Annotated in this window: 15 protein-coding genes; 10 read left to right on the top strand and 5 right to left on the bottom strand. The window is 65.9% G+C overall.

The features are described from left to right. Positions 1 to 17: 17 nt before the first annotated feature. The 5 genes from GTK09_RS08770 to GTK09_RS08750 all read right to left on the bottom strand — a co-directional run bounded on the left by GTK09_RS08770 (position 18) and on the right by GTK09_RS08750 (position 6,534). The gene (locus tag GTK09_RS08770) at positions 18 to 1,454 is read right to left on the bottom strand and encodes an NAD-dependent succinate-semialdehyde dehydrogenase (RefSeq protein WP_163462761.1); all 1,437 of its coding nucleotides are present in this window, start codon (positions 1,452 to 1,454) and stop codon (positions 18 to 20) included. A gap of 50 nt (positions 1,455 to 1,504) precedes the next feature. Further along, positions 1,505 to 2,260: an IclR family transcriptional regulator gene (locus tag GTK09_RS08765; RefSeq protein WP_163462760.1), complete on the bottom strand. Its 756-nt coding sequence runs from the start codon at positions 2,258 to 2,260 to the stop codon at positions 1,505 to 1,507. 211 nt (positions 2,261 to 2,471) lie between these two features. Next, complete coding sequence (locus tag GTK09_RS08760; RefSeq protein ID WP_246217783.1) at positions 2,472 to 3,563, bottom strand: ABC transporter substrate-binding protein; 1,092 nt, start codon at positions 3,561 to 3,563, stop codon at positions 2,472 to 2,474. Between the two features lie 32 nt (positions 3,564 to 3,595). Next, a complete protein-coding gene (locus GTK09_RS08755) occupies positions 3,596 to 5,386 on the bottom strand; it encodes an ABC transporter permease subunit (RefSeq protein WP_163462759.1) in 1,791 nt (596 codons plus the stop codon). Then, a complete protein-coding gene (locus tag GTK09_RS08750) occupies positions 5,383 to 6,534 on the bottom strand; it encodes an ABC transporter ATP-binding protein (RefSeq protein ID WP_163462758.1) in 1,152 nt (383 codons plus the stop codon). The genes GTK09_RS08755 and GTK09_RS08750 overlap by 4 nt, the downstream gene beginning before the upstream one ends. 299 nt (positions 6,535 to 6,833) lie before the next feature. On the opposite strand from GTK09_RS08750, the gene GTK09_RS08745 reads away from it, so the two are divergent. Genes GTK09_RS08745 through GTK09_RS08700 form a run of 10 tightly spaced genes read left to right on the top strand, consistent with a single transcriptional unit; the run spans position 6,834 to position 17,725 of the window. Then, complete coding sequence (locus tag GTK09_RS08745) at positions 6,834 to 7,622, top strand: CoA transferase subunit A (RefSeq protein ID WP_203560949.1); 789 nt, start codon at positions 6,834 to 6,836, stop codon at positions 7,620 to 7,622. Next, positions 7,619 to 8,386: a CoA transferase gene (locus GTK09_RS08740; RefSeq protein WP_163462756.1), complete on the top strand. Its 768-nt coding sequence runs from the start codon at positions 7,619 to 7,621 to the stop codon at positions 8,384 to 8,386. The genes GTK09_RS08745 and GTK09_RS08740 overlap by 4 nt, the downstream gene beginning before the upstream one ends. Before the next feature lie 12 nt (positions 8,387 to 8,398). Next, positions 8,399 to 9,604 (top strand): CaiB/BaiF CoA transferase family protein, encoded by a 1,206-nt coding sequence (locus tag GTK09_RS08735; protein WP_163462755.1) that lies wholly within the window; start codon positions 8,399 to 8,401, stop codon positions 9,602 to 9,604. Between the two features lie 13 nt (positions 9,605 to 9,617). Further along, entirely contained in the window at positions 9,618 to 10,664 is a 1,047-nt protein-coding gene (locus GTK09_RS08730; protein ID WP_163462754.1) for a 2-hydroxyacid dehydrogenase, read from the top strand. Positions 10,665 to 10,669: 5 nt separating this feature from the next. After that, on the top strand, positions 10,670 to 11,347 hold the full coding sequence (locus GTK09_RS08725) for a class II aldolase/adducin family protein (RefSeq protein ID WP_163462753.1): 678 nt from the start codon (positions 10,670 to 10,672) through the stop codon (positions 11,345 to 11,347). 5 nt (positions 11,348 to 11,352) lie between these two features. Beyond that, positions 11,353 to 12,861, top strand: coding sequence for an FGGY family carbohydrate kinase (locus GTK09_RS08720; protein ID WP_163462752.1), 1,509 nt, complete (start codon positions 11,353 to 11,355; stop codon positions 12,859 to 12,861). Next, entirely contained in the window at positions 12,858 to 14,408 is a 1,551-nt protein-coding gene (locus GTK09_RS08715; protein WP_163462751.1) for an acetolactate synthase large subunit, read from the top strand. Before GTK09_RS08720 ends, GTK09_RS08715 begins: the two co-directional genes overlap by 4 nt. A gap of 19 nt (positions 14,409 to 14,427) precedes the next feature. After that, positions 14,428 to 16,740, top strand: a complete 2,313-nt coding sequence (locus tag GTK09_RS08710; protein ID WP_163462750.1) for a molybdopterin-dependent oxidoreductase — start codon at positions 14,428 to 14,430, stop codon at positions 16,738 to 16,740. 14 nt (positions 16,741 to 16,754) lie between these two features. Further along, complete coding sequence (locus GTK09_RS08705) at positions 16,755 to 17,324, top strand: peroxidase-related enzyme (protein WP_163462749.1); 570 nt, start codon at positions 16,755 to 16,757, stop codon at positions 17,322 to 17,324. Further along, positions 17,324 to 17,725 carry a rhodanese-like domain-containing protein gene (locus GTK09_RS08700; RefSeq protein WP_163462806.1) on the top strand — a complete coding sequence of 134 codons (402 nt, stop codon included), beginning with the start codon at positions 17,324 to 17,326 and terminating at the stop codon, positions 17,723 to 17,725. Before GTK09_RS08705 ends, GTK09_RS08700 begins: the two co-directional genes overlap by 1 nt. Positions 17,726 to 18,123 lie beyond the last annotated feature (398 nt).

Genomic DNA, 18,123 nt, shown 5'->3' with positions numbered 1-18,123 from the left:
GGAGCCTTCCCGAAGCTTCAGCCGGCCGTCTGGGTGATGAACTTGGTCATCAGATAAGCCTCGATCGCTTCCGAGCCGCCCTCGGTCCCGTAGCCGGAATCCTTGATGCCGCCGAAGGGCACTTCGGGCAAAGCGAGGCCGATATGGTTGATCGTCATCATCCCGGCTTCGACGCGGGTACCGAGCTCGCGCATCGTCTCCGCCGACCGGGTGAAGGCATAGGAGGCAAGGCCGAAGGGCAGCCGGTTGGCCTCGGTGATGGCCTCCTGCGCGTTCGAAAAACGGTTCACGATCGCCACCGGGCCGAAGGGCTCCTCGTTCATGATCCGCGCCTTGACCGGTACGTTGGCGAGCACCGTCGGTTCGAAGAAGTTACCCTGGTTGCCGCTGCGCTTGCCGCCGGTCTTGAGCTCAGCGCCGTTCGAGACGGCATCGGCGACGAGTTCCTCGAGCGCCGGAATGCGCCGCTCATTGGCGAGCGGCCCCATCTGGGTCCCCGCGTCGAGGCCGTTGCCGACCTTGATCGCCTTGGCCGCCGCAGTGATGCCGTCGAGGAACGTGTCGAAGGCGCCGTCCTGAACGAGAAACCGCGTCGGCGAGACGCAGACCTGCCCGGCATTGCGGAATTTCGAGGCGGAAAGGAGCTTGACCGCCTTTTCGAGATCGGCGTCGTCGAAGACGATCGCCGGCGCATGGCCGCCGAGCTCCATCGTCGCGCGCTTCATGTGCTGGCCGGCGAGCGCGGCGAGATGCTTGCCGACGCTGGTCGAGCCGGTGAAGGAGATCTTGCGGATCACCGGATGGGGAATGAGATATTCCGAGATTTCGGCAGGAACGCCATAGACGAGGTTGACGACGCCTGCAGGCACTCCCGCATCGACGAAGGCGCGGACGAGCGCCGCCGGGGCGGCCGGCGTTTCCTCCGGCGCCTTGACGATGATAGAGCAGCCTGCGGCCAGAGCCGCGGAGAGCTTGCGCACCACCTGGTTGATCGGGAAGTTCCAGGGCGTGAAGGCCGCGACCGGGCCGACCGGCAACTTGATGGCCATCTGTGCGACGCCCGGTACACGGCCGGGGATGATCTGCCCGTAGGTTCGCCGCGCCTCCTCGGCGAACCAGTCGATGACGTCGGCACCGGCAAGGATCTCGCCTTTGGCCTCAGGAAGCGGTTTGCCCTGTTCGCGCGTCATGATCCAGGCGAGTTCGTCCGCCCGCTCGCGGAAGATGTCCGCAGCCTTGCGCATGAGCTTGGAGCGCTCGAAGGCGGACGTTTGGCTCCAGATGCGAAATCCCTCTTCCACCGCCGCGATGGCGTCGTCGAGATCGGCGATGCCGGCATGGGCGACGGTTCCGATGACCTCGTCGGTGGCGGGATCGCGGACGTCGATCGTCCGTCCATCCTTGCTGTCGCGCCATTGGCCGGCGATGAACAATTGGGTGTTCGGATAGTGCATCGTTTGCGTTCCTATGGGGATTTCAGAATGTTGGGGCGGGCCAAGCCCGCTCAGTTGCGACCGAGATAGCCGAGAGCCAACGAGATCGACTGTGCCGCTTCCAGGACGTGGACCGAGAACTGCTTGATCTGTTGACGCTTGATGCGGGTATCTGGCCCCGACATGCCGATCGCACCGACCATCTGGCCGGAACGTCCGAGGATCGCCGAGGCACAGGCCGCAATTCCTTCGCGCCACTCGCCGTGGGGTACGATCGCATAGCCGTCCTGTCTAGCCTTCTCGATGTCGGCCCTCAGCTCCTGCAGCGTCGCCCGGGTGGTGGCGGTGTAACGGTGGAGGCGATCGGGGAACCGGTCGAGATAGGCATCCGGCATGTGAGCGAGCATCGCCTTGCCGGTCGCGACCGCGTAGGCGGGAGCCCGTGACCCGACGCTGGTATGGGCACGGATGTGATGGGCGCTCTCGATCTTCTCGAGATAGACGACCTCGAGCCCGTCGAGGATCGACAGGTGAATGGTTTCTCCGGTGGCCTCGGCAAGGCGCTGCATCGAAGGCTGGGCGATCTCGATGAGATCCATGCGCCGGATGACCTGGCTGCCGAGTTCCCAGATCCTCGTCGTGAGGCGGTAGGTGCTCTGCCCCTCTATCTGCCGGACATAGCCTTGCTGCTGCAGGGTGGAGAGAAGGCGATGGACGTTGCTCTTGGTGAAGGACAGCTCGTTGGCGAGATCGGTGACACCACGAGGCGTCTCGCTGGCGGCCAGCGTCTCGAGCAGTCGCAATCCCTTGATGAAAGCCTTGTCCATGAAATGCCTGATCGCCGGAACGAGTGTCGGGTCATGAAGCCATATACTCTTCGACCGGATAAGGTGAGCGCAAGAACCCAAAAGAGCTGCGAGAAGTTGTGACGGCGGCCATCGGGCAGGACGAACCGCGCTTTTCCCACGACACGCGGGGCTGTCACACAGGCGGCGATCGGGGCGACTGCGTTCGGTCGTCGCCCCGACTGGTCGTGCCTTATTCGGCCAGCAACGAGTTCAGCTTCTCCTGGCCGTATTCCTCATTGGTGGTCCGGCCGTCCGGCGACATCGCCCCCCAATATTCCGGGCTCCACACGATCGCCTTGGCGACGTTGTCCGGGTTGTTGGCCCAATAGCGGCTGACTTCCGGATCGGCCGCTTCGAAGACCAGCGGCGAGGGCAGGGCCACCGGATAGGCGGAGGTCAGTTCCGCGGCCCGCTCGGCGTCGAGCCGCCAGGACAACAGCTTCAGGGCGTTGTCGTAATGCGGCGCGTCCTTGGGGATCGAGAAGAAGTCGTAGTAGATGAAGCCCTGGTTCCAGTTCAGCTCGATCGGGGCGCCCTCGAGCGCCAGCAGGCTCATCGTGCCGGTATAGGCCATGCACATGTCCGCCTCGCCGTCGAGCAGCAGCTGCGGCGGCTGTGCGGAGGTCGTCCACCACTTGACGACATGCGGCTTGATCTCCCGAACCTTCTTCAGCGCGCGCTCCATGTCGAGCGGATAGAGCTCCTCCTTCTTGACGCCGTCGGCCATCAGCGCCGCCTCGAAGACGAAGCGGGGCCAAGCGGGCAGGCATCGCTTGCCGGGGAATGCGTCGACGTTCCAGAAATCCGCCCAGTTCTGCGGCGCCTTTTCGCCCGTGTAGCTATCGGTGTTGTATGCCATGCCGACGCCGATCACCTGCAGCGCCACGCCCTTCGGCCGCTTGAGGTTCTCGGGCATGGTGTCGAGCGTCTTCTTGGCGCTGTCGGAGAGCTTGTCGTAATCGATGTCGGCGAGGCAGCAGTCGCCGAGCAGCTTGGTCTCCTGATCGAAGATGAAGGTCAGGTCCCACTCGGTCTTGCCGGCCTCGACCTGCGCCTTGATGCGCGGACCGCTACGGGCTTCCTGGACGAGGACGACGTCGATGCCGGTCTCCGCCTCGAAGGGATCGTACATGATCTTGCGCAGCGCATCGCCATAGGCGCCGCCAGGATCCTGCATCACCACTTCGTTGCTCTGGGCGAGAGCCGTGCCGGTGACGGCAAGGCCGACCGTCGCGCCGAATACCCCCGCCATCAGGCGGGACATCGTATTTGCCAATCTCATTTCAGTCTCCTCTCTCGTTGTTTTCGTTGCATTCATTGGGCGCGCTGCGGACGGGCAAGGACCGGGCGTGCCAGGATGATGCCGCCGATGACCAGGAGGACTTCCAGGGTCGAGACTACGGCGAGCACCGGGTTGAGCTGATAGTTCACGTCGGCCCATAGCCTGAGCGGAAGCGTCTGCAGGCGGGGGCCCGTGAGGAACAGCGTGAGCACCAGTTCGTCGAACGAGTGCAGGAAGGCGAAGAAGGTCGCGGCTGCGAGCCCCGGTGCGATCGCCGGCAGGGTCACCATGCGAAACACCGTCATCGGCGAGGCGCCGTGGACGGCCGCGGCCCGTTCGAGATCACGACTGACACTCTGAAGCGAAGCCGAGACGATCACCACCACGATTGGCAGACCGCCGATGGCATGGGCAGCCGCAAGCCCCCCGATCGTGCCGTCGAGGCCGGTTCGCAGATAAAGGCCGTAGAGAGACAGGCCGAGCACCACCGGCGGCACGATGACGGGGCTGACGATGAGCAGCATGATCAAGGTCTTGCCGACGATCTTGCTGCGCACGATCCCCATCGCGGCCGAGGCGCCGAGAGCGACGGCCATGACTGCGGAAATCACCGCAATGCTCAAGGAGTTGAGGAAGGCCTCGATCCAGGCGCTGTCGGTGAAGAATTCCTCGTACCAACGCAGCGAATAGGAGGGCGGCGGGAAGGTCATGTAGCTGGCATGGCTGAAGGAGATGATCGCAACCGCGACGATCGGCACGATCAAGGTGGCGATCACGAAGATCGTCATTGCGCTCACGGTCACGCGCCCGACCGAGCCCGGCAGCTTCGACAGCGCCCGCAGGATCGGCCAGCCGAGGGTGTCCGCGACGACCATGCCTGCCGTGCGGCGGTGCGGCGCGCTCGCTCCAGATCGGCTCTTGCTCTCGTGCGCCTCGGCAAGCTTGCCGCCGCCCCAGAGGAACTCGAAGCCGAGGAATCGACCGGCGACACCGACCACGACGAGGGTGATCACCAGGAGGACGACGCCGAGAGCCTGCAGGAAGCCTTCGCTGGTGACGAAGTTCGCCTGCTGGGTGATGTGCATGGCGAACATCTGGTCGCCCGGCCCGCCAAGCAGCGTCGGCGTGATGAAGAAGCCGAGGCCCATGACGAAGACCAGGAGAAAGCCGGCGCCTGCCCCCGGCAGGGTGAGCGGCAGGAGGACCCGCCAGAAGGTGGCGATCGGCCCTGCGCCGCTCGCCGCGGCCGCACGCGTCAGCCCGCTGTCGAGGCGGGCGACACTCGAATAGATCGACAGCACCATGATCGGCAGAAGCACGGCCGTCATGCCGAGCAGCACGGCGCCGCGATTGAACAGGAGCTGCATCGGCTCGTCGAAAATGCCGAGGGCGACGGCGAGCTTGTTGATCGGCCCGTTGCGGCCGAGAAGCACCATCCATGAGTAGGTGCGGATCAGGATCGCGATGAAATAGGGAAGGATGATGGTGGTCGCGACGAAGACCTGGACCCAGCCACGCGTGCGATGGATCATCAGGGCCGTCGGATAGCCGAAGATACAGCAAAGGATGGCGACGGTGACCGAGATCCCCATCGTCCTGACGAGAGAATCCCAGTAGAGCGGCAGCGAGAATACCCGCTCGAAATGGATCCAGGGTGTCGAGCCGTTGAAGCTGATGCGGATCAGGTCGATCAGCGGGACGAGGTAGATGAAGCTGAGGAAGATGACCGCCGGCGCGAGCAGCCAGATCGGATTGCGCAATCGCTGCGAGAACGGCACCGCACGCGAGCCGGCGGCGGGCAAGTCGAGGGCCGGGGCGCTCATGACAGCATCCAGCAGTCGTCGGCGCCCCAGCTGGCGTGGAGCGTCCCGCCGATCGCAGGCAGTCCGCGATGCGCGCTGTCCGAACAGCGGATCAGGAGCTTTTCCCCACCTTCCATCTCGGCCTCGATACGCAGGATCTCGCCGAGAAACAGTGCGGACGTCACCGTGACCGGGATGGAGTTCTTCCCGGCCTCGTTCGAAATCGTGATCCGCTCGGGGCGCACCAGAACCGTCGCCTTGCCGACGTCGATCGCGTTTCGGCTTCGGGCGCTGAACGTGTAGCCGGCGCGGTTGCGCAGCGTCATCATGTCCCCGCGCTTCTGCATCACCTCCGCCTCGATCAGATTGCTCTCGCCGACGAAGGAGGCGACGAAACGATCGACCGGATGGCGATAGATTTCCACGGGCGTTCCGACCTGGACGATATGCCCGGCATTCAGCACCGCGATCCGGTCGCTCATGGTCAGCGCTTCGCCCTGGTCATGGGTGACGAAGAGGATCGTCGAGCCGAGGGTCTGATGGAGATCACGGATCTCGATCTGGATCGATTCCCGCAGGCGCCGGTCGAGAGCACTCAACGGCTCGTCCATCAGGACGACCTTGGGGCGCATGACGATCGCGCGGGCGATCGCGACGCGCTGCTGCTGGCCGCCGCTCATCTGTGAGGGCGCCTTGTGCGCGTGGTCCGACATGCGCATGATCTCGAGCGTCTCGGCGACCCGTCGCTCCGCGGTCTGCCGATCGACGCCTGCCATGCGCAGCGGAAAGGCGACGTTCTGCGTGACCGTCATGTTGGGGAAAAGGGCGTAGCCCTGGAACACCATGCCGAAGCCGCGCTTGTGGGTCGGCACGTGATGGATGGGCTTGCCGTCGACGAGGATTTCTCCCGCATCGATTTTCTGGAAGCCGGCGACGAGATTCAGAAGCGTGGTCTTGCCACTGCCGCTCGGTCCGAGGAGGGTGATGAACTCGCCCGGGCTGACGCTCAGGCTGATATCGTCCGCGGCACGAAAATGCCCGTAGTACTTGGTCACACTCCTGACGTCGACGCTGCTGCCGATCGTCTGATTGGCGGGACTGGAAGCCGCCGGTCGAGCGGGTGCCGAGGCGTCCGCCCAACCCTGCGGCGCGCGAGCCGAATCTTCCATCTCATGTTCCTTCCGGGTCTGTTCCATAATATAGAACAGCTTTCCAGAATTCATATTTTCCCGAGTAAAGCCGTTTGTCAAGCGGCCGGTGGACCCGGCACCGGCGTTCAGGAATGATCCAACAAAAACAGAGCTTTGACGCGCTCCAGCATCCTCATGAGTCCTCCGGAGAGGCGCGTTTGACAGGGGCCTCGAACAAAGAATATAGTTCATTTAGAACGGCGTTCCGAATTATAGAACATGGGGCGCGATCGCGGCTGCTGTCGCGGGAGGCAAGCGTGGGTTCTGATCTGAGACGAATGGCGGAGGCGGTCCAGCCGGGCATGTGCATCGCACTGCCGGTGGATTATGCCGGCGTTTCCATGGCGATGACCCGGCCGCTGATCGAGCATGGCGCCGATCGCCTGCATCTGGTGTGCGTGCCGACGGGTGGTCTGCAGGTGGACATGCTGATCGGAGCGGGCCTCGTCGCTCGCGTCGAGACGAGTGCCGTTTCGCTCGGCGAGGCCGGCGGCGCGCCGCGCTTCAACGATGCGGTCAAATCCGCAAGGATCGAGATTTGCGACGCCACCTGTCCGGCCATTCATGCAGGGCTTCTTGCCAGCCAGAAGGGTGTCCCCTTCGTTCCCATCCGGGGGCTGATCGGCACCGACGTCCTTGCCAACCGGGGCGACTGGCGGGTGATCGACAATCCCTTCGAAGCGGCGGGCGATCCGATCGTCCTCGTGCCGGCGATCCATCCCGACGTCGCGATCTTCCATGCGCCGATGGCCGACCGTGACGGCAACGTCTGGATCGGCCGCCGCCGCGAGCTGGCGGCCATGGCCTATGCGTCCCGGACGACCCTCGTCACCGTGGAGCGGATCGTCGAACGCAGCCTGCTCGCCGACGAGACCACGGCCGCAGGGACGCTGCCGGGCATTTACGTCAGCGATGTCGCGGTCGCCGAGCGGGGCGCCTGGCCCTATGGGCTATGGGGCGAGTACGAGACCGATACCGCGGAGCTGAAACGCTACGCCGCGGCCGCGCGTTCGGCCGAAGGCTTTGCCGACTACATGAGCGGCGATCTGCGGGAGGCCGCGCGATGAGCGGACCTGCAACCTCCCGCGAGATCCTGATCACCGCCATAGCGCGGCTGCTCGACGGCGTGCGCCACGTCGCCGTCGGTGCGGCTTCGCCGATCCCGGCGGCCGGCGCCATGCTGCTGCGCGCCCTGAAGCAAGAGGCGAAGGCCGAGAGAGTGCGTCTTTCGATCCTCGGTTCGGTCGAACACAATTTCTTCACCAATGGTTCGGCGGAACTCTTCGACTGCGCGGGGCAGGGGCGGATCGACGCCTTCTTTCTTGGCGGCGGCCAGATCGACGGTCGCGGCAACGTCAATCTGGTCGGCGTTGGCGACTATCCGGCGACGAAGGTGCGCTGGCCCGGTTCCTTCGGCTCCGCCTATCTCTATTTCGCCGTGCCCCGCGTCATCCTGTTCCGCGAGGAGCATACGCCCCGGGTGTTCGTCGAGAAGGTCGACTTTATCAGCGCCCCCGGCGTCAGCGAACCGGGCGTCTGGCGCGAAGGCGGCCCCGCGGCCCTCGTCACCAGCAAGGGGCTGTTCTCCTTCGATCGAAGCCGTCCCGGCTTCCGACTCGAAAGCATCCATCCGGCCCATGATCTACGCGAGATCAAGGCGGCGACCGGATTCGCCTTCGAACACGACGAGCGGCCACCCTTCACGCCAGCCCCGAACGAGGAAACGTTGGCGCTTCTTCGCGGCCGCGTTCTCGACGAACTCCACGAAACCTATCCCGGCTTCGCCGCTGAGCTTCGCCGGGAAATCGATGGCTGCGCCAGCGCGGCATAGAAGCGAGTGCTCATGACGACCGATCGCGGTTCACTGTCTCATCTGAAGGTCATCGACGCCAGCCGCGTGCTCGGCGGGCCTTATGCCGGCCAGGTTCTCGCCGACCACGGCGCGGACGTCATCAAGGTCGAGCCGCCGACGGGCGACGAGACGCGGGGCTGGGGGCCGCCATTTTTGGATGACGCCGCGAGCTATTTCCTGGGGCTCAACCGCAACAAGCGCGGCATGGCGCTGGATCTCTCCCAGCCCGCCGGGCGCGAGCTCCTCCTGCGGCTTCTCGAAGACGCCGATGTCTTCATCGAGAACTTCAAGACCGGCACGTTGGAGAAATGGGGCCTCGGCCCGGAAGAACTGGAGACGCGCTTTCCGCGTTTGATCCACTGCCGGGTCTCCGGCTTCGGCGCCGACGGGCCGCTCGGCGGCTTGCCGGGCTACGACGCGGCCGTCCAGGCAACCTGCGGCATCATGAGCGTCAACGGCGAAAAGGGCGGCCAGCCCCTGCGGGTCGGGCTGCCGGTCGTCGACATGGTGACGGGGCTGAACGCCGTCATCGGGATCCTGATGGCGCTGGCCGAACGCGGAGAGAGCGGCAAGGGTCAGTTCGTCGAGACGACGCTCTACGACTGCGGGGTTTCGCTCCTCCACCCGCATCTGCCGAACTACTATCTGAACGAGGTGCCGGCCAAGCCCTCCGGCAACGCACACCCGAACATCTGCCCTTACGATACCTTTGCGACGGGGACGGAGCCGATCTTCCTCGCGGTCGGCAACAATCGCCAGTTCGCGCAGCTTTGCCGGACGATCGGCCGGCCGGAGCTTGCCGAGGATCCCCGCTTTGCCTCCAACGGCACCCGCAACGTCAACCGCGACGCGCTGAAGGCCTTACTGGAGGAGGCGCTGGCGGAGCATGACTGCGAAGTCCTGGCGGAACGCCTGATCAAGTCCGGTGTCCCCTGTGGTGCGGTCCGCTCCATCGACCAGGTGGTCGCCGACCCGCATACGCATCATCGGGGCATGATCGTCGACATCGGCAATTATCGCGGCACGGGAAGCCCGATCAAACTGTCGCGGACGCCGGCGAGCTATCGCATGAAGCCGCCGGCCTTCGCCGAGCACACCGCCGACATCCTGGCCGGCATCGGCGTTGCCGGCGCGGACTATCAGGACGTGTTGCCGGGGCTCGAAGCGGCGCCTTCCGTCAAGACCAAGACCGCCTGAAGGGGGGCGCGACGTGACCGAGACGATCACCATCGGAACGATCGGCGACGGCTTCATGCAGCCGCAGCTGTTCGAGGCGGCGCTGCGCAGGCGTCTCGGCGAGCGGCCGGTTCGCTACCAGAGCATGATGCCGGACTGGCCGTTGAGACTGCAGACGACCAAGAAGGACCCAAGCCTGCCGGTGGCGGAGTTTCTGGGGCGGCCGGAGGAGTATTTCGACTTCCTCGCCGATCTCGACATCCTGATCACCCATCTGGCGCCGATCACCGCCGAGAGCCTTGCCCATGCGCCGAAGCTGAAGATCATCGCCGTCTCGCGCGGCGGGCCGGTGAACGTCGAGATGCCGGCGGCGCGCGAGCGGGGGGTCACCGTGATCAACACGCCGGGACGAAACGCCTCGGCCGTCGCCGAATTCACCATCGCCTCGATCCTCGCCGAAACCCGCAATCTCGTCCGCGGGCATCTGAACGTCGCCGGCGGTGGGTTCGGCCGCGAATTCTTCCATTACGACCAGACCGGGCCGGAGCTCTGTGAAATGACCGTCGGCATCGTCGGCTATGGCGATATCGGCACCCGCGTCGCACGGCTCCTCCACGCCTTCGGCGCGCGCATCCTGGTCGCCGATCCGTTCAAGAAGCTGACGGAGGCGGACCGCGCGATGGGAATCGAGAAGGTTCCCTTCGACGATCTCCTGCGCCAGAGCGACGTCGTCACCCTCCATCCCCGCGTCACGCCGGAGACCCGCGGCATGATCGGGCGAGCCCAGATCGCGATGATGAAGCCTGGCGCCTACATCATCAACACGACGCGCGGGCAGGTGCTCGACTATCAGGCGCTCTTCGACGCGCTCGTGTCGGGGCATCTGAAGGGCGCGGCCCTCGACACCTTCGATCCCGAGCCTCCGCCGGCGGACCTGCCGCTTCTCAAGCTGCCCAACGTGACGCTGTCGCCGCATATCGCCGGCGCGTCGCGCTATTCCGCCCATAAGGCCGCCGAAATGATCGCCGAGGATATCGGCCGTCTCCTGGAAGGCCGCTCCCCCCTCTATCCGACGAAGTGAGATCGATGATGGACGACGAACTGAAGCTGCGCACGGAACTGGTCGAAGCCTGCCAGAACATGAGCCGGCTCGGCATCAATAAGGGCACGGCCGGCAATGTCAGCGTGCGCCATGGCGAGGGTCTCCTGATCTCGCCGACGGGCGTTCCCTACGACAAGCTGACACCGGAGCACGTGGTGGCGATGCGCTGGGACGCGACCTTCGAGGGCGACGTGCTGCCGTCGAGCGAATGGCGCTTCCATCGGGACATTCTTCAGGCGAGGCCGGATCTCAACGCCATCGTCCACACCCATTCGACCAAGGCGACGGCGGTCTCGATCCTCGAAAAGGACATTCCGGCCATCCATTACGCGATCGCCGCCACCGGGGCGTCCAGGATCCGCTGCGCGCCTTACGAGATCTTCGGCTCCCAGGAGCTCGCCGATCGCGCCATCGAGGCGCTGGAAGGCTCGCGCGCCTGCCTGCTCGCCCATCACGGCGTGATCGCGGCCCATGTCTCCATCGCCCGGGCGCTCGCTTTGGCCGTCACTGTCGAGGAGCTTGCCAGCCAGTATCTTCTCTGCCTGCCGACCGGCGAGCCGCCGGTCCTCAGCGAAGAGCAGATCGCCGAGGTGCTGGTGAAGTTCAAGACCTACGGGCAGCAGAGTCCGAAGGTCGTCGAAGGCTATCGTCAGGCGTCCTGAAGCCGATGAACCCGGTCCTGCTCTGTCTCGATTCCGGCACGACGGCTGTCAAGGCTGCAGCCTTTGACGGTTCCGGGCGTCTGCTCGCGGCCGCGGAGCGGCCGAACCGTGCGCTCAGGCGGAGCGCCGAGCGGGTCGAACAGGACATGGGCATGTCCCGCCAAGACGGGTTTGCCGTCCTGAGGGACTGCGCGAGCCAACTGTCCGGCCCGGTCGCGGGCATCGTCGTCACCGGGCAGGGCGACGGGCTTTGGCCGGTGGGCGAGGATCTCGAACCCGTCGGCCAGGCGATGACCTGGCTCGACGGCCGCTGCCGCGCGCTGGCGGGGGATCTGGCGGAGCAGGGCGCTCTGGATGAAATCCGCCTGCTCACCGGTTCGCGCCCGACCTCCGCCTCGCAGAGCCTGCAGCTTTTCTGGCTCAGCCGCAACGAGCCGGAGCGCTTCGCCAAGATCCGCTTCGCCTTGCGCCTGAAGGAGTGGCTGTTCCTCGGCCTGACCGGCAAGGCGATGGCGGAACCGAGCGCCGTTCTGCCGGTATGGGGTAATTGGCGCACCGGCGCGACGTCGCGCCTCGTCGAGGTGGCGATCGGCCTAAACAAGGGCATCGCCCTGTTGCCCGAACTCGCGCCGATCGACGCCTGCACGGCATTCCTCTCGGGCGAGGCCGCAGCCGAGATCGGCATCGCGGGACGGGACATTCCCGTTCTCCTTGGTCCAGGCGACGTCCAGACGACGCTGATCGGGCTCGGCCTCGGAACGCGTCCAGGTGTCAGCCGCGCCTCGATCTTCGGCACCAGCGCCATCCATGCCTGCCACATCACCGACGCCGGTGTGGTCCCCACCGAACCCGCCGGAGCGATGGTGCAGCAATTCGCCCTCGGCGAGGGCTATCTCTGCTTTCACCCGAGCTTCAACGGCGCGACGCTGATGTCCCATCTCGGCAGGTTGATGGCGGGTGTGCCGGAGCGGAGCGCGCCGCATTATTCCGACCTGATCCTGCACCCGTTCTTCGAGCCCGGCGGCGAACGCGCGCCCGTGACGACGCCGCATGCGACCGGCGCGATCTTCGGCCTGACCGCGCAGACCCGGCCAGAGGAGATCGCCTGGGCGGCGCGCGAGGCGCTGGCCTTCGTCGCCCGCAAGAGCCACGACATGATGAACGCCCCCGCCGGTGCGCTGTCGCTCGGCGGCGGCCTTGCCGGCGACGCGACGTTTGCGAGCTTCCTCGCGACGCTTCTCGGCGCGAAGGTCGAGCGGACGACGACGGGACATGCGAGTCTGCGCGGGCTCGGCACGATCGGCGCGAAATTTCTCCTGGGTGCCTCGGACGCAGAGATTGCCAGCTGGATCGGCCCGCCGGACGAGGCCATCGAGCCGGGCACGGGCCCCGTCCGCGACTACGCCATGGCGAAATACGATCTGTTCGTCCGCCTCCTCGATGCCGTGGCGCCGAACTGGGAAGCCTTCTCGGCATTGCGCCGGCAGGCCGTGATGAAGGAGCCTTGCGCATGAACGGCGCCGATCTTCTCTGCGAGACGCTGCTCGCCAACGACATCGACGTCTGCTTCGCCAATCCCGGCACGTCGGAGATGCATTTCGTCGCCGCCCTCGACCGGCAGCCGAAGATGCGCTGCGTCCTCGGCCTGTTCGAGGGCGTGGTGACCGGCGCGGCGGACGGTTATGCGCGCATGGCAGACAAGCCGGCGGCGACGCTTCTCCATCTCGGTCCGGGCCTCGCCAACGGCATCGCCAATCTGCACAATGCCCGCCGCGCCCACACGCCGATGGTCAACGTGGTGGGCGACCATGCGACCCATCACCTTGCCTATGACGCCCCCCTGACCTCCGACATCGAGTCCCTGGCGCGACCGGTGTCGCACTGGCTCGGCCGGGCCGAGCGCGCGGATCTCGTCGGACAGCGGGCGGAGGAGGCAATCACGGCTGCGACGCGGCAACCAGGCCAGATCGCGACGCTGATCCTCCACGCCGACGCGGCCTGGAATTCGACCGATCGGGCCGTCGCGAAACGGGCTCCGCGACTGGCGCCCACGGCGCCCGACGGAGCGCGTGTCGACACGGCGGCAAGGGCGCTGCGGGCCGGTCGGCAGACGACCATCCTCGTCTCCGGCCTCGCCCTGCGCGAGCGGCAGCTGAAACTTCTCGACCGTCTTGCCAATGCGACCGGCGCGCGGCTGATGGCTCAGCAGGCCAATGGCCGCATGCAGCGCGGCGCAGGGCGCCCGGCGCTCGACCGGGTGCCCTATGTCATCGACCAGGCGCTCGCCACCTTCCGCGACACCGAGCAGGTTATCCTCATCGGCGCGAAGGCTCCAGTCGGCTTCTTCGCCTATCCGGGCAAGCCGAGTTCCATGCTGCCGGAGGATTGTGCGGTCCTCGAACTGATCGAAGAGGGCGGCGACGTCGTCGCGGCGATCGAGGCCCTGGCCGAGGCGGTCGGGATCGGCCACGTGGCGGCCCCCCGTCTCGCCGAGCGGTACCGGCCCCCCCTGTTGTCCGGGCGGCTGACGCCCGAGGCGATGGCGATCGCGCTTGCCCACCACATGCCTGCCGATGCGATCGTCTGCGACGAGTCGGTCTCGTCGGGCCGCGACTTCTTCCGCAGCACCCATGGTGCCGAGCCCCACGACTTCCTGCAGCTCACCGGCGGCGCCATCGGGATCGGCCTGCCGCTGACGACGGGGGCGGCCGTCGCCTGTCCGGGCCGCAAGGTGATCGGTCTTCAGGCCGACGGCAGCGGCATGTATACGGTTCAGGCGCTCTGGACCCAGGCCCGCGAGGCGCTGGACGTGGTGACGATCGTCTATGCCAATCGCCGCTATCAGATCCTGCACAAGGAGCTGGAAAATGTCGGCGCCGGTGCGCCCGGCGAGAACGCTCGGCGCATGCTGGACCTCGACAATCCGGAACTCGACTGGGTGAAGATCGCGGGTGGCATGGGGGTGGAGGCCGCACGCGCCGACACGGCGGAGGGTTTCGAGACGCTTCTTTCCGCAGCGTGCCGGCGAAAGGGCCCCTTCCTGATCGAAGCGGTGATCTGAGCGGCTTGAAAGAAGAACGATGGGTACTGTCGAACGCATTCCGCATTGCAGCCATTGGGGCGCCTATACGATCCTCGTCGAGAACGGGGCGATCGTCGGCGTCGAACCCTTCGAGCATGATCCGGCGCCGTCGCCGATCATTCACTCCGTCGCGGAGTGGGCGAAATCCGATCGGCGCGTCCTTCGTCCGATGGTGCGCGAAGGCTGGCTGGAAAAGCGCGAGAAGAGCGATCGGCGCGGCCGCGGCAAGGAGAAATTCGTGCCGGTGAGCTGGGGCGAGGCGACACGCCTCGTCGCTGAGGAGATCACGCGGGTCGCGGGCAGCCATGGCAATGCGTCGATCTTCGCCGGATCCTATGGCTGGACAAGTTGCGGCCGCTTCCACCACGCCTCGACGCTTCTGAAGCGCATGCTCAATCTCGTCGGCGGCTTCACCCGTCACGTCGACACCTACTCGATCGCCGCCGGCCCTGTGATCCTGCGCCATACGCTCGGCGACGAAGGCGCCTGCGGCGGACAGGCCAACACGCTCGATACGATTGCCGAACACACCGAAACGCTGGTCGTCTTCGGGGCGCTGTCGCCGCGCACGGCGCAGAGCGAGGCCGGCGGCATCGCCACCCATTCGCTGGAAACCTATCTCAGACAGATCGCCGATCGCGGCGTTCGGGTCGTCCTGGTCTCGCCGTTGAAGGACGACGTCCCCGAATGGCTGAATGCCGAATGGTGGCCGATCCGCCCGAACACCGACACGGCGCTGATGCTGGGGCTGGCCGGCGAGATCTTGAAGAACGGCCGCGAGGCGCGCGACTTTCTTGCACGTTGCACCAGCGGCTCCGAGCGACTGATCGCCTATCTCGACGGCCACGAGGACGGTGTCCGCAAGGATGCGGCCTGGGCCGCCACGATCACCGGCCTCGACGCGGCCGGGATCGCTGAGCTTGCAAATACGCTCGTCGCCACGCGCAGCATGCTGACGGTGAGCTGGAGCCTGCAGCGTGCCCATCACGGCGAACAGCCCTTCTGGGCGGCGCTGGGCCTGGCATCGATCGTCGGCCAGATCGGCCTGCCGGGGGGCGGCGTCGGCTATGGCTACGCTTCGCTCGGCGGCGTCGGCGCGCCGATCAATCTCGGCCGCTCGCCGGCCATCTCTCCCTTTGCGAAGGTCATCGACAGCTTCATTCCGGTGGCGCGCATCTCGGACATGCTGCTCAACCCCGGCAAGACCTTCACCTATGAGGGCGCGGAGCGGACCTATCCGGATATCAGGCTGGTCTACTGGGCCGGCGGCAACCCCTATCATCATCATCAGGACATCAATCGCCTGTCCGAGGCCTGGACTCGGCCCGAAACGATCATCGTCCAGGACCCGATGTTCACCGCGACCGCCCAGCGTGCCGACATCGTTCTTCCCGCCTCCACCTCCATCGAGCGCAACGACCTTGCCGGAAACAAGCGCTCCGACTTCATCATCGCCATGAAGAGGGCGATCGAGCCGCTGGGCGAGGCGCGCTCGGATTTCGACATCTTCAACGGGATCGCCGAAAGGCTCGGCGTGGGCGAGGCCTTCGCCGAGGGGCGTGACGAGATGGCCTGGCTGCGCCATCTCTACGAGACGAGCAGGGAAGATGCCGCCAGCCGCCTCGGCTTCGAGATGCCGGACTTCGACGCGTTCTGGGAGGCGGGCTATGCGCGCTGCCCGGTGAAGACGGGGCACACCTATCTGGCCGAATTCCGAGAGCACCCGGAGCGAAACGCGCTCGTCACGGAGAGCGGCCGGATCGTGCTCGGCAGCGACAAGCTGGAGCGTCTCGGCCATGCCGGCTGTCCGGCCCATCCTGCGTGGATGGAGCCCGCCGAATGGCTCGGCCGGGACGATGCGGGCGGGCGGTTGCATCTGATTTCCCACCAGCCGGCCGGGCGCCTGCACAGCCAACTCGAGACCGGCGAGGCGAGCCTTGCCATGAAACGGGGCGGCCGGGAGCAGGCGCGCCTCAACGCAGAGGACGCGAGGCGCCTTTCCATCGCGGACGGAGAGACGGTGCGCCTGTACAACGACCGCGGCGCCTGTCTTGCGACGGCGACCGTCGCCGACACCGTGCGGCCCGGCGTCGTCGTGCTGCCGACCGGGGCGTGGTTTACGCCGAGCGGCAACAGCGGCCTCGACCTCGCCGGCAATCCGAACGTCCTGACCCTCGACATCGGAACCTCCGAGTTCGGCCAGGGCTGCTCGGCCCACACCTGCCTCGTTCACGTCGAGCCCTATGCGGGAGAGGCTCCCGACGCGTTCGAGGCCTATCGGAAGAACCTCGCCGCGATCGCGGCGGAATAAGGAGTGCCTCCATCATGACCGACCAGCCGATCAGCCGCTTTCCTGTGCCCAAGATCGAGGACCTGCCGGAAGACATTCGCGACCGTATCCTCGCCGTGCAGGAGAAGTCCGGCTTCGTGCCCAACGTCTTCCTGACGCTTGCCCACCGGCCGGATGAATTCCGTGCCTTCTTCGCCTATCACGATGCGCTCATGGACAAGCCCGGCCCGATCACCAAGGCGGAACGCGAGATGATCGTCGTGGCCACCAGCAACGTGAATCAGTGCCAGTACTGTGTGGTCGCCCACGGCGCGATCCTGCGCATCCGAGCCAAGGATCCGCTGATCGCCGACCAGGTCGCGATCAACTACCGCAAGGCCGACATCAGCGAGCGCCAGAAGGCGATGCTGGACTTCGCCATTAAGGTCTCCCAGCGCGCCTACGAGGTGGGGGACGAGGACATGGAGACGCTGAAGAGCCACGGCTTCACCGACGACGACGTCTGGGACATCGCCGCGATCTCGGCGTTCTTCGGCATGTCGAACCGCCTGGCGAATGCGACCAGCATGCGCCCCAACCCCGAATTCTATGCGATGGGGCGCTGATCGTGGCCCGCAAGGGATACAAGGATCTCCTCGCCGAGGCGGATGCTGTCGTCTGCTCCATCACGGTTGAAGAGGCGGCGGCAGCGCTTGATGACGAGAATATCGTTCTGGTGGATGTCCGCGATCCCCGTGAATTGACGCGCGAAGGCATGATTCCGGGCGCCTTCCACGCTCCGCGCGGCATGCTGGAGTTCTGGATCGATCCGGAAAGCCCGTATCACAGGCCGGTCTTCGCTGAACCGAAGACCTTCGTCTTCTACTGCGCGTCGGGGTGGCGCTCCCTGCTCGCCGCGAAGACCGCCCTGGAAATGGGTCTCGACGCGCGGAGCATGCGGAACGGCTTTTCGGGCTGGAAGGACAATGGCTTGTCAGTGGTGCAGAAGGAAAGCTCGACGAAATAGTACCGGCCGTGTCGGCGGCATATCTATCATATGTCCCGAGGCGAGGCTGCCGACGAAGAACACGACCTCATGCTCAGATCGAGCGCACCGGAAATCAACTCGAGGCGGCGTACGCCAAGGTCGCAGCCGCCTTGGCAAGACCGGCGAGCGCAAATCGCTGTTTGCCAGCGAGGGCAGCTTTTGACCGCGTCACTTCATCCCCTTCACCCCGCTCGGCCGCGCCTGTTCAGTCCCACAGTGTGATGGCGTATCTTTGAACTCGAAAGAGAGGGAAGCGCTATGGGCCAGGTTCTTCACGGCAGCGCCAAGACCACGCACGCCGTTCGAGCAGAACTACAGCGATCGAAAGCTCCGACGGCGGCGCGGCAGACGGCAAGTTCGTCGACGGATTGGCCAAG

This window comes from Jiella pacifica (assembly GCF_010500815.1).
Taxonomy (GTDB): domain Bacteria; phylum Pseudomonadota; class Alphaproteobacteria; order Rhizobiales; family Rhizobiaceae; genus Jiella; species Jiella pacifica.
Note: the sequence above shows the minus strand (reverse complement) of the source record. Positions and strands in the feature narration are given on the sequence as shown.

Coding starts and splice junctions, on each gene's coding strand:
- GTK09_RS08715 (WP_163462751.1), top strand. CDS start 12,858: ATGAACGGCGCCGATCTTCTCTGCGAGACGCTGCTCGCCAACGACATC.
- GTK09_RS08720 (WP_163462752.1), top strand. CDS start 11,353: ATGAACCCGGTCCTGCTCTGTCTCGATTCCGGCACGACGGCTGTCAAG.
- GTK09_RS08705 (WP_163462749.1), top strand. CDS start 16,755: ATGACCGACCAGCCGATCAGCCGCTTTCCTGTGCCCAAGATCGAGGAC.
- GTK09_RS08740 (WP_163462756.1), top strand. CDS start 7,619: ATGAGCGGACCTGCAACCTCCCGCGAGATCCTGATCACCGCCATAGCG.
- GTK09_RS08725 (WP_163462753.1), top strand. CDS start 10,670: ATGATGGACGACGAACTGAAGCTGCGCACGGAACTGGTCGAAGCCTGC.
- GTK09_RS08735 (WP_163462755.1), top strand. CDS start 8,399: ATGACGACCGATCGCGGTTCACTGTCTCATCTGAAGGTCATCGACGCC.
- GTK09_RS08710 (WP_163462750.1), top strand. CDS start 14,428: ATGGGTACTGTCGAACGCATTCCGCATTGCAGCCATTGGGGCGCCTAT.
- GTK09_RS08750 (WP_163462758.1), bottom strand. CDS start 6,534: ATGGAAGATTCGGCTCGCGCGCCGCAGGGTTGGGCGGACGCCTCGGCA.
- GTK09_RS08760 (WP_246217783.1), bottom strand. CDS start 3,563: ATGAGATTGGCAAATACGATGTCCCGCCTGATGGCGGGGGTATTCGGC.
- GTK09_RS08765 (WP_163462760.1), bottom strand. CDS start 2,260: ATGGACAAGGCTTTCATCAAGGGATTGCGACTGCTCGAGACGCTGGCC.
- GTK09_RS08770 (WP_163462761.1), bottom strand. CDS start 1,454: ATGCACTATCCGAACACCCAATTGTTCATCGCCGGCCAATGGCGCGAC.
- GTK09_RS08745 (WP_203560949.1), top strand. CDS start 6,834: ATGGCGGAGGCGGTCCAGCCGGGCATGTGCATCGCACTGCCGGTGGAT.
- GTK09_RS08755 (WP_163462759.1), bottom strand. CDS start 5,386: ATGAGCGCCCCGGCCCTCGACTTGCCCGCCGCCGGCTCGCGTGCGGTG.